General features: G+C 69.2%; 14 protein-coding genes. 7 read left to right on the top strand and 7 right to left on the bottom strand.

Annotation, left to right across the window (positions count from 1 at the left end; all coding sequences use genetic code 11):
- Nucleotides 1–44: 44 nt before the first annotated feature.
- The gene (locus AB0B61_RS22400; protein ID WP_358434843.1) at nt 45–1,523 is read left to right on the top strand and encodes an Nramp family divalent metal transporter; all 1,479 of its coding nucleotides are present in this window, start codon (nt 45–47) and stop codon (nt 1,521–1,523) included.
- A gap of 5 nt (nt 1,524–1,528) precedes the next feature.
- Here AB0B61_RS22400 and AB0B61_RS22405 read toward each other — a convergent pair whose 3' ends face one another.
- Nucleotides 1,529–2,011, bottom strand: coding sequence for an OsmC family protein (locus tag AB0B61_RS22405; protein ID WP_358434846.1), 483 nt, complete (start codon nt 2,009–2,011; stop codon nt 1,529–1,531).
- 112 nt (nt 2,012–2,123) lie between these two features.
- Complete coding sequence (locus tag AB0B61_RS22410; RefSeq protein ID WP_358434849.1) at nt 2,124–2,531, bottom strand: nitroreductase family deazaflavin-dependent oxidoreductase; 408 nt, start codon at nt 2,529–2,531, stop codon at nt 2,124–2,126.
- A gap of 144 nt (nt 2,532–2,675) precedes the next feature.
- Between AB0B61_RS22410 and AB0B61_RS22415 the strand changes: the two genes are divergently transcribed.
- The 6 genes from AB0B61_RS22415 to AB0B61_RS22440 are packed head-to-tail and all read left to right on the top strand — an operon-like array spanning nt 2,676 to nt 10,020.
- Complete coding sequence (locus tag AB0B61_RS22415; protein ID WP_358434851.1) at nt 2,676–3,674, top strand: LacI family DNA-binding transcriptional regulator; 999 nt, start codon at nt 2,676–2,678, stop codon at nt 3,672–3,674.
- Nucleotides 3,671–4,933 (top strand): sugar ABC transporter substrate-binding protein, encoded by a 1,263-nt coding sequence (locus AB0B61_RS22420; RefSeq protein WP_358434854.1) that lies wholly within the window; start codon nt 3,671–3,673, stop codon nt 4,931–4,933. The genes AB0B61_RS22415 and AB0B61_RS22420 overlap by 4 nt, the downstream gene beginning before the upstream one ends.
- Before the next feature lie 2 nt (nt 4,934–4,935).
- Complete coding sequence (locus AB0B61_RS22425; protein ID WP_358434857.1) at nt 4,936–5,814, top strand: sugar ABC transporter permease; 879 nt, start codon at nt 4,936–4,938, stop codon at nt 5,812–5,814.
- Nucleotides 5,811–6,632 carry a carbohydrate ABC transporter permease gene (locus AB0B61_RS22430; RefSeq protein WP_358434860.1) on the top strand — a complete coding sequence of 274 codons (822 nt, stop codon included), beginning with the start codon at nt 5,811–5,813 and terminating at the stop codon, nt 6,630–6,632. Before AB0B61_RS22425 ends, AB0B61_RS22430 begins: the two co-directional genes overlap by 4 nt.
- Nucleotides 6,633–6,667: 35 nt before the next feature.
- Complete coding sequence (locus AB0B61_RS22435) at nt 6,668–8,191, top strand: glucoamylase family protein (RefSeq protein ID WP_358434863.1); 1,524 nt, start codon at nt 6,668–6,670, stop codon at nt 8,189–8,191.
- Nucleotides 8,192–8,217: 26 nt separating this feature from the next.
- On the top strand, nt 8,218–10,020 hold the full coding sequence (locus AB0B61_RS22440; protein ID WP_358434865.1) for a hypothetical protein: 1,803 nt from the start codon (nt 8,218–8,220) through the stop codon (nt 10,018–10,020).
- An 80-nt stretch (nt 10,021–10,100) separates the two neighbouring features.
- Here the strand turns inward: AB0B61_RS22440 and AB0B61_RS22445 are convergent, their stop codons facing one another.
- The 5 genes from AB0B61_RS22445 to AB0B61_RS22465 form a co-directional block, all read right to left on the bottom strand.
- Nucleotides 10,101–10,556 (bottom strand): hypothetical protein, encoded by a 456-nt coding sequence (locus AB0B61_RS22445; RefSeq protein WP_358434867.1) that lies wholly within the window; start codon nt 10,554–10,556, stop codon nt 10,101–10,103.
- 139 nt (nt 10,557–10,695) lie between these two features.
- Nucleotides 10,696–12,063 (bottom strand): cellulase family glycosylhydrolase, encoded by a 1,368-nt coding sequence (locus AB0B61_RS22450; protein ID WP_358434869.1) that lies wholly within the window; start codon nt 12,061–12,063, stop codon nt 10,696–10,698.
- A gap of 2 nt (nt 12,064–12,065) precedes the next feature.
- The gene (locus tag AB0B61_RS22455; RefSeq protein WP_358434872.1) at nt 12,066–12,884 is read right to left on the bottom strand and encodes a carbohydrate ABC transporter permease; all 819 of its coding nucleotides are present in this window, start codon (nt 12,882–12,884) and stop codon (nt 12,066–12,068) included.
- Nucleotides 12,881–13,843, bottom strand: a complete 963-nt coding sequence (locus AB0B61_RS22460) for a sugar ABC transporter permease (RefSeq protein WP_358434875.1) — start codon at nt 13,841–13,843, stop codon at nt 12,881–12,883. The genes AB0B61_RS22455 and AB0B61_RS22460 overlap by 4 nt, the downstream gene beginning before the upstream one ends.
- Entirely contained in the window at nt 13,840–15,120 is a 1,281-nt protein-coding gene (locus tag AB0B61_RS22465; protein ID WP_358434878.1) for an extracellular solute-binding protein, read from the bottom strand. Before AB0B61_RS22465 ends, AB0B61_RS22460 begins: the two co-directional genes overlap by 4 nt.
- Between the last annotated feature and the right edge of the window lie 5 nt (nt 15,121–15,125).

Consider the following 15,125-nt stretch of genomic DNA (forward strand, 5'->3'; position numbering starts at 1 on the left):
GCCGATGGGGTTCTGGATCACCCTGAACGCACAGGAGGCCTGACATGTCGCATCCACTCGGAGTAAGCCGCCCAGATCTCAACGTCGCAGACCTTCCGACACCGGAAGAGGTGTTCAAGGTCTCCAAGATCGGCCCGAAAGAGCTGGTCAAGTACGCGATCGGCCCCAGCCTGATCGCCCTCGGCATCTCCATAGGAAGCGGCGAGTGGTTGCTCGGGCCGCTGAACGTGGGGCAGTACGGCTTCGTCGGCGTCGGCTGGGTGATTCTGGTCTCCGCCCTCCTCCAGACCTTCTACAACGTCGAGTGCTCCCGCTACGTCGTCGCCACCGGGGAGACCCCGGTGGTCGGCTGGGGCCGGGTGCCGCCGGGCTGGAAGCTGTGGGTCCCGCTGTCGGTGCTCGTCGTGATCTTCGCCTTCATCGCGGGAGGGTGGGCCGCCTCGGCCGGCCAGGGCGTCTACGCGCTGGTCCACGGCGTGGTCGCGCCCGCGGACGCCGAGGAGCCGCGGCTGTGGGCCATCGCGCTGCTGGTGCTGGTCTTCCTGATCACCGCGGCCGCCAAGCGGATCAGCCGGGCGCTGGAGCTGGCCAACTGGGTGATGGTCGGCACCATCCTTGTCGCGCTGCTCGCCGTCGACCTGCTCATCGTGCCGTGGAGCCAGTGGTGGGAGGGCATCCGCGGCTTCGTCACCCCGGCCGCGCCGCCCGCGGGCATCACCGCGACCCAGCTCGGCGGCCTGGCCGGCTTCACCGCCCTGGCCTCCGGCCTGAACTGGTACGTGATGGGCCACTACCGCGACAAGGGCTACGGCATGGGCTATCGCGCGGGGTTCCTGTCGGGGATGCGGGGCGAGCGGCGCGAGATCCTGGCCAGCGGCGTCACCTTCCCCGACGACGACGTCAACCGGGTGCTGTGGCGCAGGTGGTACCGGCTGCTGCTCACCGACATGTGGGGCGTGTTCTTCGTCGGCGCCATCCTCGGCATGCTGTTGCCGACGCTGCTCATGTCGCAGGCGGTCACCCTGTCGGGCCAGAAGCCCACGCGGGCCGACGTGCCGACGTTCGTGGCCGGGGTGCTCGGCGACGAGTACGGCCAGGCGCTGTTCTACGTGGCGCTGGTGCTGGGGGTGCTGATCCTCTTCTCCACCCAGCTGGGCATCTTCGAGGCCATGGTCCGGGTGACCACGGACGCGGCGCACGCCACCAGCCCCCGGCTGCGCGGGCTGATCGAGGGCGACCCGCGCCGCTTCTACTACCCGTTCATGATCGTGCTGTTAGTGATCATCTCGGTCATCATCCACTTCTCGCTGCCGGTCGGGCTGGTGGAGTGGTCGGCCAACATGTCGAACCTGGGCGCGCTCATCTACCCGTTCCTGCTGATGTACCTGAACAGCAGGCTGCCCCGCCCGGCCCGCCCCCGGCCGTGGCACTACGTGATCCTGATCCTGAACTTCCTGTTCTTCGGCTTCTTCTTCGTCAACTTCATCGCCGACTTCGTCGGTGACCCGCTCGTCACGTTCTAGGGCGGCTACCCCTTCAGGCAGTCGAGGATCGTTGGCTTGTGGTGGATCGGGAAGTTCGTGGAGTTGGCGATGAAACAGAGCTGATTGGCCTCGGCGTGCAACTCCAGGGCCTTGGCGTGCAGGCTCGGCGTGGTGATCATGACCGTGGGGCGCAGGGTGACCTCGGAGAAGCGGCCGCCGCCGGTGCCGGCGTCCACGACCATGGTGCCCTCCGGCTCGTCGACGTAGGAGGTCACGACGATGCCGTTGACCGAGCACAGGTGGAGATACCACAGCATGTGGCACTGCGACAGCGACGCCACCAGCAGCTCCTCCGGGTTCCAGCGGGCCGGATCGCCGCGGAAGCCGGGGTCGGCCGAGCCGGGCACGGCGGGTTTGCCCTCGGCCGCCACCTCGTGGTCGCGGCCGTAGGACCGGTAGCCGGAGGTGCCCTCGCCGAGGTTGCCGGTCCAGGTGACGGTCACGCTGTAGTGGTGTTCACGACTCATGGGTTCATCATCTGCCACTCAGGTCCCAGGCGGACCATCCGCCCCGCCGTACTGTCGTACGGCGGACCATCCGCCCCGCCGTACGACAGTACGGCCGGGGCGGGCTCGGTGGTCAGCCGGTGATGGGGTCGAGGACGACGATCGGGATCTTCCGGTCGGTCTTCTGCTGGTAGTTGTCGTAGTCGGGCCAGGTGGCGGCCATCAGCCGCCACAGTTCGGGCCGCTCCTCGTCCGTGGCCGTGCGGGCCCGAGCCGTGAACTTCTCGGCCTTCACCTGCACCCCGACCTCGGGATTGGCCTGCAGGTTCTTGTACCACTCGGGATGGTCCGGGTCGCCGCCCTTGGAGGCGACGATGACGCAGACGCCTCCGTGCTTCTGGTAAATGAGCGGCGTCGTGTACGACTTGCCGGACTTACGGCCCTTGGTGGTGAGAAGGAGGGTCGTGGTGTTGTTCCAGTCGTGTCCCTCGGCGCCGTCGGTCTCCTGATAGCGCTGGACGTGTTCCTTGCCATAGAGCATGCCTGCCGCCTACCCCATGTCGGCGTAACCGCACCGTTACCGGGCGAGGTCTGTACGAGATGTTGACACGCCTGACAGACTGCCTTTCTGTAAGCGCTTACACAGCTGCGGGTGGAAGCGCTTACAGAAAAAGGAGCAGCCTGGATGGACGTGACGATCTACGAGGTGGCGCGGCTCGCCGGCGTGTCGATCGCGACCGTGTCGCGCACGCTGCGGGGCACCGGGCCGGTCGCGCCCAAGACGCGCGAGAAGGTGCTGAAGGCGGTCGAGGAGCTCCGCTTCACGCCCAGCCGTCTCGGCGTCAGCCTGGCCGAGGGCCGCCACGCCGCCAACGGCATCGTCTTCCCCAACCTGGCGGGCCCGTACTACACCGAGGTCCTTCTCGGCTACGAGGAGGTGGCCTCCGAGCTGGGCCGGTCGGTGGTGATCCTGTCCACCAAGGGCCGCAGTCGCGTGCACGACCTGGTCAAGGATCTCGCGGGGCGGGTGGACGGACTGATGGTGTTCGGCCACACGGTTCCGGACGACCTGGTAGCCGAGCTGGTCCGGATGCGGATGCCGCTCGTGTTCGTCTCGCGCGAGCCGCTCGCCGGGGCCGACACGCTGCGCAGCGAGAACACCGCCTCGGCCCGCGCGCTGGCCGAGCACCTGCTGGGGCACGGCTACCAGCGGTTCGCCTTCCTCGGCGCGCCGATCGCGACGGGTGACGACGTGGACGAGCGCTGGCAGGGGGTCAGATCCGTCCTCGGCACCGCGATCGAGGCGGTGCCGACGGAGCACTACACCGTCGAGTGCGGCTACCAGGCCGCCAAGACCCTGCTGCGCGCTCCGGTGCGGCCCGAGGCGATCGTCTGCTCCGACGACGAGGTGGCGCTGGGCGCCCTGCTCGCCGCGGAGGAGCTCGGGCTGGCCGTACCCGACGAGCTGGCCGTGACCGGGTGGGACGACATCATGGCCGCCCGCCACGCCCGCCCGGCGCTGACCACCATCCGCCAGCCGACGCGCGAGCTGGGCGCGCGCGCCGCGCGGGCGCTCGACGAGCTGATCACCGGCGCCCGCGACACCCCGAAGCACCTCGTCCTGCCCACCGAGCTGGTGCTGCGCGCCAGCTGCGGTCACCACCCCCAGGAGGAACCCAAGTGAACCCCTCGACCCGGCGCTCCGCCGCCGGTCTGCTCACTCTCGCGATACTGATCACCGGCTGCGGGCGCGGTGCCGACAAGGCGCCCGAGAAGGCGCAGGACGTCAAGACCGGCGCGGCCGCCGGCGAGATCACGGTCTGGGGGATCGGCGAGGAGGGCAAGGCGCTCGGCGCGTTCGCCAAGGACTTCGAGAGCGCCAACCCGGGCGTCAAGGTGAACGTGACGGCGATGGGCTGGGACGTCGCCCACGACAAGATCACCTCGGCCATCGCGGGCAGCGCCACCCCCGACATCAGCATGATCGGCTCCACCTGGGCGGGTGAGCTGTCCAAGACCGGCGTGCTGGACCCCACGCCCGGCAACCTCATCGACAAGGCCGCGTTCTTCCCCGGCGCCTGGCAGACCGTGGACGTGAACGGCACCGCGTACGGGGTGCCGTGGTACGTCGAGACCCGCGTCCTGTACTACCGCACGGACCAGGCCGAGAAGGCGGGCGTCAAGCCGCCGGCGACCTGGGCCGAGCTCAAGACGTTCGCCAAGGCGCTGAAGGAGAAGGGCGGCGCCAAGAAGGGCTTCCAGCAGGGCTACACCGAGGGCTCCTGGCAGGAGCTGGTGCCGCTGATCTGGCAGGCCGGCGGCGAGATCGTCAAGGACGGCAAGTACACCTTCGACACCCCCGAAGCGGTGACCGCGCTCAAGCAGTACGCCTCGCTCTTCGAAGAGAAGCTGGCCCCGAACGACACCGCCAAGGGCGCCTTCCCGCAGAACTTCATCAAGGGCGAGGTCGGCGGCTTCTTCTCGGGCCCCTGGATGGTCGGCGTGCTGAACAACGACGGCGGCGCGGACTTCAAGGACAAGTTCGACGTCGCGCCCTATCCGAAGGGCCCGGTCTCGGCGACCAGCTTCGTCGGCGGTTCCGATCTGGTGGTCTTCAAGCAGGCCAAGAACCGCGACGCCTCCTGGAAGTTCATCCAGTGGCTCACCGACCCCAAGGTGCAGGCCAAGTGGTACACCACGGTGAAGGCGCTGCCCAGCGTCCAGTCGGCCTGGCAGGAGCCGGAGCTGGTCTCGGACAAGCAGCTCGCGGTCTTCGGCGAGCAGCTCAAGGACGCCAAGACGCCGCCGCCGTACCCGACCTGGGAGCAGGTGGCGAAGGTGTTCGAGACCGAGCTGGAGAAGCTGGCGCTCGGTAAGCAGACGCCGGAGCAGACGGCCAAGGCCATCCAGGCGCAGGCCGACACGGTCGGCACCGGCCTGTAGTGATGGCGCTGCTTCGCAGGGGCGGGCTCGGCTGGGTGTTCGTGCTGCCGTTCGTGCTCATGTTCGTGGTGTTCTACCTCGGGCCGCTGCTGGCCGGGCTGGGCATGAGCTTCACCGACATGCGCAGTACGGACGTCGCCGACCCGCTGGCCGTCGACCCGGTCGGCGTCGAGAACTACATCAGGCTGGCCGGCGACGAGGCGATGCGCAAGGCGGCGCTGAACACCGCGATCTTCGTGGTCACCGGGCTGCCGCTGACCATCGGGCTCGGCCTGGCCGCCGCCGTGGCGCTGAACTCCGGCATCGCCCGGCTGCCCGCCGCCTTCTTCCGGCTCGGCTACTACCTGCCGCACATCACCAGCATCATCGGCGTCGCGGTCGCCTGGAAGTTCCTGCTGGAGCCGGAGGCGGGCCTGGTCAACCGGCTCTTGGGGCTGGTCGGCCTCCAAGGGGCCGCCTGGCTGCAGGATCAGGCCACCGCGCTGCCGTCGATCATCGTGATGACGGCCTGGCGGAGCTTCGGGTTCGACATGGTGGTCTTCCTCGCCGCGCTGCAAGGGATCCCCCGGGAGCTGTACGAGGCGGCGGAGGTGGACGGGGCCGGGCGGTGGAGGCGGTTCAGGTCGGTCACGCTGCCGCAGTTGCGGCCGGTGATCCTGTTCTGCACCGTCTACAGCTCGACCGGGTTCCTGCAGTTCCTGGAGGAGCCGCTGATCATGACCGGCGGCGGGCCGCTGAACTCCACGCTGTCGGCCTCGCTGGCCATCTTCAAGCAGTTCGGCGTGGGCAACTACGGCTACGCGGGGGCCGCCGCGACCGTGCTGTTCACGGTGATCATCGCGCTGGCCGTACTGCAGCTAAGGATCGGGAGGGCGCGGTGAGGCGGACCCGCGGGCAGAACCTGATCACCTACCTCGGCCTGAGCGTCGGGCTGCTGCTGGTCGTCGGGCCGTTCTTGTGGGCGGGGCTCAGCTCGCTCAAGCCGGAGGCGGAGATCCGGCGCGACCCGCCGACGTTCTGGCCAGAGACGTTCACGCTGGACAACTACTCCGAACTTCTGCAGCGGGTGCACATCGGGCAGGCGTTCGCGAACAGCGTGTTCGTCGCGCTGGTCATCGTCGCCGGCAACCTGCTCTTCTCCTCGATGGTCGGCTACGGGTTCGCCAAGATGCGCTTCCGTGGCAGGAACGCCGTCTTCGGGCTGGTGCTGGTGCAGATGGCGGTGCCGGCGATCGTGCTGATGATCCCGCAGTTCGTGCTGATCGCGAAGCTCGGCATGGTCAACACCTTCCTCGGCATCATCCTGCCGGGGCTGATCACGCCGCTGGGCGTGTTCATGATGCGGCAGTTCATCGCCGAGCTGCCCGACGAGCTCATCCACGCGGCGCGGGTGGACGGGGCGGGGGAGTTCCGGATCTTCTTCAGGATCGTGCTGCCGCTCTGCAAGCCCGCGATGGCCACGCTGGGCCTGATCACCTTTCTCGGATCATGGAACAACTTCCTCTGGCCGGCCGTGGTGGCGCAGTCGGAGGACGTCTACACGCTGCCCGTGGCCCTGAACATCCTCAACAGCCACGAGGGCAGCCACTACAACCTGCTCATCGCCGGGGCGATGATCGTGGTCGCGCCGATCCTCGTCCTGTTCGTCTTCCTGCAGCGCTTCTTCATCCAGGGCATCGCCACGTCCGGCCTTAAGTAACAGGACTCAAGTAGCTCGAGTTGAGGAGCACCCCCATGCGCAAGACAGCCGTGATCGCCGGCCTGCTGGTGCTGGCCGCCGCTGTGCCCAGCCCGGCCAGCGCTTCATCGGGAAATAGCACGTTATTTCAGTACGCGAAGGACACGTGGCGGTCGATGGCCGCCATGGTCGACCCCGCCACCGGCATCCCGTCCGACAAGGTCACCGGTGACCTGAAGACCCGGGCCAAGGTCACCTCGCCCACCAACATCGGCACCTATCTGTGGAGCACGCTCGTCGCCCGCGACCTGCGCGTCATCGCCTCCGGCGAGGCCACGGCCCGCGTCGGCAAGGTGCTCGACGCGCTGGAGCGGATGGACCGCGACACCCCGACCGGCCAGTACTACAACTGGTACGACCCGGCGACCCTCCAGCTCGTCCACACCTGGCCCGACAACGGCGACCCCGTGTCGCTGTTCGCCTCCAGCGTCGACAACGGCTGGCTGGCCACGGCCCTGATGATGGTCCGCAACGCCGTGCCCCGCTACTCCGCGCGGGCCTCGAAGCTGGTCACCTCCATGAACTTCACGTCGTACTACGACCCGGCCGCCCGCCCCGACGCGGGCACCGGACTGCTGCGCGGCGGCTTCTGGCCGGAGAAGCCGGAGGGCTGCTCGGTCGAGAGCGACTACGCGGGCACCGGCACCAAGGTCTGGTCCACCTGCCACCACTACGGCGCGCCCGCCGAGACCCGCATCGGCCAATATGTGGGCATCGCGCTCGGCCAGATTCCGCCCCAGAGCTACTACGGCCCCTACCGGACCTTCCCCGACAACGGCTGCGACTTCGGCTGGCAGGACCAGAAGCCGGTCGGGGCGTGGAAGACGTACCTGGGGGTCAACGTCTGGGAGGGCACGTACGGCTACCGCGGCATGCGGTTCGTTCCGAACTGGGGCGGCTCGATGTTCGAGGCGCTGATGCCGGACCTGGTCGTGCCCGAGGCGAAGTGGGCGCCACGGAGCTGGGGCCGCAACCACCCGGTGTTCGTCAAGGCGCAGATCGAGCACGGCCTGAACGAGGCCAAGTACGGCTACTGGGGCTTCTCACCGTCCAACGACCCGCGCGGCGGCTACCGCGAGTACGGCGTGGACCCGCTCGGCATGGACACCCCGGGCTACACCTCCGACGAGGAGCGCACCAGCACCGATCCCGGGTACGAGGGCTGCCGCCCGGCCCAGCCGGAACCCGCTTCCTACGGCGAGGGAGTCGTCACTCCGCACGCCAGTTTCCTGGCTCTGCCGTACGCGCGGGCCCAGGCGATGGATAACCTGGCCAAGATCCGCAAGAACTTCGACGCCTATGGGCCCGGCGGTTTCTACGACTCCGTCGCGGTCCGCTCGGGCGCCGTGTCGAAGTGGTACCTCGCGCTCGACCAGGGCATGGTCATGGCCGCCCTGGGCAACGTGCTCACCGGCGGCGACCTCCATCGTTACTTCGGCGGCGCGGGCGTCGAGGCGAAACTCCGGCCGGTGATGGAAATCGAGGAGTGGGCCGTTCAGGGGGCCCCTCCCGCCAAGTGAACCCTCCAAAAGATCGGGGATCCCAGATGAGTTCGGCTGATGCCGCCCACCGTGACTGGCGAGAACGCATCCACCAGGCCTCAGGGCAGGCGGTTCCGGCCGCCGAGCTGAGCCTTCAGGCGCCGGCCGGGCTGCGGGCCGTCCCCGGTGCGGGCCATGTGACGCTGACGTGGGAACCCGTGCCGGAGGCGATCGGCTACCTGGTGCACAGGGACGGCGTCGCGATCTCGCAGCCCGACGTGGACGTGGCCGCCGTGCCCGCCTGCCGCTATGTCGACACAGGGCACGGCGCGGCGTCGTACACGGTCGCGGCGATCGCCTCCATGGAGAGCGTCGGGCCCGTCTCCGAGGCGGTCGCGGCGGCTCCGCTGGCGGGCGGAGCGGCGACGGTCAGCGTGCGGGTCGACGCCGCCGCCGTGACCCGTGACCTGCCCCGGCCGTGGCGGTACATGATCGGCTCCGAGCACCTGTCGTACGTGCTGAGCAAGGACGAGACGGGCGGCCGGACCATCGGCGAGGAGCTCACCGAGGCGCTGCGCGTCGTGCGCGCGGAGTTCGGGGTCGAGACGGTCCGCGCCCACGCCATCTTCGGCGACGACCTCGGGGTCTACAAGGAGGTCGACGGCCAGGCGGTCTACGACTTCGGCAAGGTCGACGAGGTCTACGACACGATCATGGAGCTCGGCCTGCGGCCGATCGTCGAGCTCGGCTACATGCCGCGCGACCTGGCCGCCGACCCGTCCAGGACGGTGTTCGGCTACGAGGCGATCGTCTCCCCGCCCAAGGACTTCGAGGCGTGGAGCGACCTGGTCAGAGCGCTGGTCGAGCACCTGGTCGACCGGTACGGGATCCAGGAGCTCATCGAGAACTGGGCCTTCGAGGTGTGGAACGAGGCCAACCTCGCCGTCTTCTGGACGGGCACGCCCGAGGAGTACTTCCTGCTCTACGACGTCAGCGCCGCCGCCGTGAAGAACGTGCACCCGTCGTTGCGCGTCGGCGGGCCCGCCTCGGCGGCCAACGGCTGGGTGGAGGAGCTGCTGGCGCACGTCGCCGAATCGGGCGCGGAGCTCGACTTCATCTCCACCCACACCTACGGCAACGCCCCGCTCGACTGGCGCCCGACTCTGGCCAGGTACGGCGTGCCGGACACGCCCGTCTGGTGGACCGAGTGGGGGCCGACCCCGACCCACTTCCACGGCATCGGGGACGGGCCGTTCGGGGCCACGTTCCTGCTGCACGGCATGAAGTCGGCGGCGGGCCGGCTGGCCGCCGTGTCGCACTGGGTGGCCTCGGACCACTTCGAGGAATTGGGGCGGCCGCCACGGCTCTTCCACGGCGGCTTCGGCCTGCTGACGGTCGGCAACCTGCGCAAGCCTCGCTTCCACGCGCTCACGCTGGCCAACCGTCTGGGCGACGAGGAGCTGGCGACCGTGGTCGAAGGGGACGCCGGTGGGGTCGAGGTCTGGGCGGCGCGGCACGCGGACGGGCGCGTCGGGGTGCTGGCCTGGAACGGCACCCTCAACCAGGCGCAGGCCGACGGGGCCCCCGAGCTGTCACGCGCGGTCTCTTTAACGGTCGCGGGCCTCGACGGGGACTACACGCTCACCCACCACCGCGTCGACGAGTGGCACTCCAACATCGGGGCGGTCTGGCGGGCGATGGGCGGTGGCGACTGGCCCCTGGAGCACCAGTGGGACAAGCTGCGCTCGGACAACACCCTGGACGAGCTGACCCCGGCGGCCGTGGTCACGGCCGAGGGCGGCGCGGTGACGGTGGACTTCAACCTGCCGATGCCGGGCGTCTCGTTCGTCGAGGTGACCCCACGCTGACGCCCTGACGCCCGTGCCTCTGGCGCCTGCACGTCTGGCGCCCGTGCCTCTGGCCCCTGTGCCGCTGCCGTCGGACGGGGTCAGAGGTAGGGGCGCGTGACCGAGACCAGGTCGGCGGCGGCGTCGCGGGTGCCGACGTAGACGGCCGTGTCGGGGGTGCGCTCCCGCACGTCGCGGTCGCGGATCGCGAACACGGCGGGCGCCGCCCCCACGTCGCCGTAGCGGGAGGCGACGGCGGCGTCGATCGCCCGGCGCGCGTCGGCCACCACGTCACGCGAGGTGTGCCCGGTCCCGGAGGCGGCCAGGTAGCCGAGCAGCGCCGCGAACCTGGGCTCGCCCTCGGCCGCGGGCCGCTGCCGGGGCAGCACCGGGCGGTCGAGCCAGAACACCTTGCCCGCCAGGAACGCGGCGTAGCTCACGTCGTCATGGTCGAGCGTCCGCGCCGTCTCTGCCAGCAACTCCCCGAACTCGGCCAGGTCCGCCTGCGGCGGCAGGTCCGTGGTGACGAACAGGGGCACGATCAGCGAGTCCAGCATGTGGGTATCCCTCCGTGAGGAGCCTCATCGTAGGGTGCGCCACCGACAATCCCGCGTGACGCCACAGCCGTGTCGCCAGAAGTAGACAGCGCGCCGGAGCGCCACGCCGGAAGAGCGCGCCGGAACGCGGCGCCGCACGTCACTTGCCCAGGTTCGCGGCCAGCAGGTCGAGCAGTGGCTGCCGCCGTACGCACCGCTCCAGCGCGAAGGAGTCGGCCAGCTCCACCACGTCGTCGTCGGACAGCCCCCTGAACAGCTCGGCGTACTCGGGCAGCATCGCCTGCGCGATGAGAATGTGCCTGATCAGGTCGTCCGCCTGGTAACGCGCCCCCCACGGATAGGGAGCCCAGCCGGGCGCCTCGGTGTCGAGCAGCGTGTGCAGCGGCGCCAGGACGTCGGCCGACTCCTCCATGGTGGAGCCCCACCGGTCCGCGCCGAGCCGCCGCTTCTTGCCGATGAACGCCCCGAACCTGTCGAGGTACGGCCCCGCCGCGTGGACGAGCCCCTGCAGCCCCACGTCCTTGTACGTCCACAGCGACCAGCCGGCCCCGTGCTCGTCGTAGATGTCGAGCTGGTCGCGCAGGATCCGGTAGCGCTGCTCGTCGATCTCGGGGTGACCGGTGTAGACGGGCCCGAACTCACCCACCCACAGCGGCGTCCCCGTCTCGCGCTGGAACCGGCACCGCTGCTGGAAGGTCCGCTCCAGCTCCTTCCGGTCGCACCACTCGCCGCGGGTGTAGCCGGGGTACGGCCCGCCGTGCGCGAACCCGGCCAGGGCGTAGTCGTGGCAGACGAAGACCGTGTTCCCGTACACCTCCCGGAAGATCGAGAAGTCCGTGGCGTAGGTGTTGCCGTCGAGGAACAGCACGTGCCGCGGATCGGCGGCGCGCATCGCCTTGACCAGCCGGTCGTAGAACGGCCCGATCACCTTGCCGCTCGGATCGCCGGGCTCGTTGAGCGGGTTGTACCCGGCCACCCACGGGTGGTCGCGGTAGCGCTCGGCGATGGCCTCCCACAGGTGGATGGCCCGGTCCTGGAAGTGGCGATGGTTCCAGAACGCGGCGACGTGGGTGGGATTGTCGGAGTGCCAGTGCTGGTTCTGCGCGCCGGGCAGGGCGTGCAGGCCGATGACGCTGTACACGCCGTACGAGCCGAGCAGGTCGACCACCCGGTCGAGGTGGCGGAAGCCGCGCTCGATGACCTCGAAGGGCCGCTGGTCGGACTCGAGGCGGCGGTAGTTGACCGGGACGCGCACGCAGTTCACCCCCAGCCCGGCCAGCAGCGCCGCGTCCTGTTCGGTGAAGAACGAGGTCAGCAGCCGCTCGAAGAACAGCTCCGCCCGATCCTCGCCCAGCACCCCCTGTACGGCCTCGCGCATCGCCGTCTCGTTGGCGGGATAGCCGGTGATGAAGTTCTCCATGCTCAGCCAGCCCCCGAGTCCCACTCCGCGTAGCCGTACCGGAGTGGAGTCGGCGGTGACGAGCCGGCTTCCGGACACCTGCAGCATGTTCACCCTTTCGTGGCACCAGCGGTGAGGCCACCGATCAGGTGGCGTTCGGCGATGGCGTAGAACCCGAGCGCGGGCACCATGGCCAGGACGAGGTAGGCGAGGATCCGGGCGGTGTCGGAGCTGTACTGGCCCTGGAACTGCTGGATGCCCAGCGGCAGCGTCCAGCCGGACTCGTCGCTGAAGACGACCAGCGGCAGCATGAAGTTGTTCCAGCTCCCGACGATCGCCAGGACGGAGACGGTGGCCAGCGCGGGCCGGGCCATCGGCAGCAGGATGCGCCAGAAGAAGCCGAAGGCCGAGCAGCCGTCGATGGTGGCCGCCTCCTCGATCTCGCCGGGGATGCTCCTGAAGAAGCCGCGCAGGATGAGGATGGTCAGCGGCAGTCCGAAGGCGGCCTGCGTCAGGATCACGCCGAGCGGGTTGTCGAGCAGGCCGAACGTCCGCAGCAGCACGAAGATCGGCAGGATCGCCACCGCGAACGGGAACATCAGCCCCATCGTGAACAGCGTGAACAGCACCTCCCTGCCACGGAAGGCGAACCTGGCGAAGACGAAGGCGGCCAGCGCCGACAGCGCGACGACGAGCACGGTCGAGGCCAGCGCGATGAACGTGCTGTTCCACAGCTGCCGCCAGAACGAGCCCTGGGTGAGCACGTCGGTGTAGTTCGACGGGACCCACGGGTCGGGCAGGCCGAACGGGTTGACGGACAGCTGGGCGGTGCTCTTGAAGCCGCCGAGCAGCGCGTAGACGACCGGGATGAGGATGAACGCGCCGACGATCCACGCGATCACGTGCAGGGGCAGTGTCGGCCGTCTCATCGGCGGTCTCCCATCCTGGTGGTCGCGCCCTCGAGGTCGCGGCGCATCACGAAGCGCTGGTAGGCGAGGGCGAAGACGAGGCTGAGGCCGAACATCACCACGCTGATCGCGCTGGCGTAGCCGACCTGGGCGCGCTTGAACCCGAACTCCAGCATCGTGACGGCCATCGTCTCCGAGGAGTGCGAGGGGCCGCCCTGGGTGAGGATCCAGACCAGGTCGAACAGCTGGATCGTGTAGATGACCGAAAGGAACACGCTGATCCTGATCGTCGGCCCCAGCAACGGCAGCGTGACGTGCCAGAACACCCGCCACGGCGTGCCGCCGTCGATCTGGGCGGCCTCGATCAGCTCCTCGGGGATGTTCTGCCGCCCGGCCAGGTAGATCATCATGTGGAAGCCGAAGTACTTCCACGTCATGACCAGGAAGAGCGACAGCATCACCGTGTCAGGGTCGGCGAGCCAATCGGAGTTCAGCCCGACCAGGCCCAGGATCCGGTTCCCCACCCCGGCGTCCGGCGACAGGATCAGCGAGAACAGCACGCCGGTGATCACTTCGGAGAGCACGTACGGCGCGAAGAACACCAGCCGATACAGCGTCCGCCCGCGGATGCGCTGGTTGAGCAGCATGGCGATGCCCAGCGCGATGGGCAGCTGCACCACGACGGTCAGGACGACGAGGACCACCAGGTGCCAGACGTCGTCCCGGAAGACGTCCGTGCCGAACAGCCGGGTGAAGTTGTCCAGCCCGATGAAGTTGGTCGGCAGCCCGCCGAAGCCGTTCCACTTGAAGGCGCTGGCGTAGAAGGCGATGAGGATCGGCGCCACGACGAGCAGCAGGAACAGCACCAGCGCGGGCAGGACGAACAGCGCGATCGTCACCCAGCCGCGCCGCCGCCCCGGGGAGGGGGAGGCGGGGGCCGGGAGCGCGGTCGCCTCCGGCCCCCGGGTCAGCGTCGTCATTCGCTCTTGGCCACTTCCGTGATGGCCTCGACGACCTGCTGGGGCGTCTTGGTGCCGCCGATGAGCTGCGCCACGCTGTCGTTGACCTCCTGACCGACCGCTGGCGGGTACGCCTGGTCGAGGAAGAGCTGGAAGCCGGTGGCGGAGGCCAGCGACTGGGCCACCACCTTCAGGTTGGCGTCCTTGACCGCGCTCTCCTCGCCCTTCAGCACGGGAAGCACCCCGCCGGACTCGACGGCCTTGGCGTGATTGCCTTCCTCGGTCATGAACTTCACGAACTCCACCGCCTCCGCGGGCGCGTCGGCGCCCACCGCGATGCCACCGCCGCCGCCGAACGCCTCGGTGATCGCGCCCTTGCCGCCGTCGACCGTCGGGAAGGGGAAGAAGCCCAGGTTGTCGCCGAGTCCCTTGCCCGATGAAGCCTGCACGGTGGGCGCCCACTGGCCCATCAGCTCCATCGCGGCCTTGCCGTTGGACATGGTCGCGGCCTGGCCGTCAGGGGTGCCGTAGCCGGCCCCGAGGAAGCCCTTCTGGAACGGCTGCAGGTCGACCAGCGCCTTGAGCTGCTGGCCGGCGGCGACGAAGTCGGGCTTGGTGAAGTCGTGGTCCACTCCGGCCTGCTGCAAAGCGGGCAGCCCGCCGATGCGCATGGCCAGGTAGGCCCAGTAGTAGTGGCCGGGCCACTTCTCCTTGCCGGCCAGCGCGATCGGGGTGGTCCCCGCCGCCTTCAGCTTCTTGACGGCGTCCAGGAACTGCGTCCACGTGGTGGGCGGCGCGGTGATGCCCGCCTTGGCGAAGAGCTGCTTGTTGTACCAGAAACCGACCATCCCGATGTCGGTCGGCAGCGCGTACGTCTTGCCGTCGAACTGGTAGGCCGCCAGCGACGCCTTGGTGAATCCGTTCATGACAGGAGCGGCGTCGGTGGTGATGTCCTTGACCAGGCCCGCGTCGATCTGTTGCTTCAGGACTCCGCCGCCCCACGTGGCGAACAGGTCGGGCGCCTTGCCCGACTGCGTGAGCGTGGTCAGCTTGGCCTTGTAGGCGTCGTTCTCCAGGACGGTGAGCTTCATGGTGACGTTGGGATGCGCGGCCTCGAACTCCTTGGCCCTGGTCGCCCACATCGTCTTCAACGGCTCGGAGGTCGACAAGTGCCACCACTCGAGCGTCACCTTCGCGGCCGAGGCCGGCTTGCCGCTCCGCGCGGGCTCCGCGGTCCCGCCACCGCCGCAGCCGGCGAGGAGTAAGGCCGTGGCGACCAGTACGAGACTGCGCCTCATAGGGG

It is taken from the genome of Nonomuraea sp. NPDC049158, from assembly GCF_040648335.1.
Lineage (GTDB): Bacteria > Actinomycetota > Actinomycetes > Streptosporangiales > Streptosporangiaceae > Nonomuraea.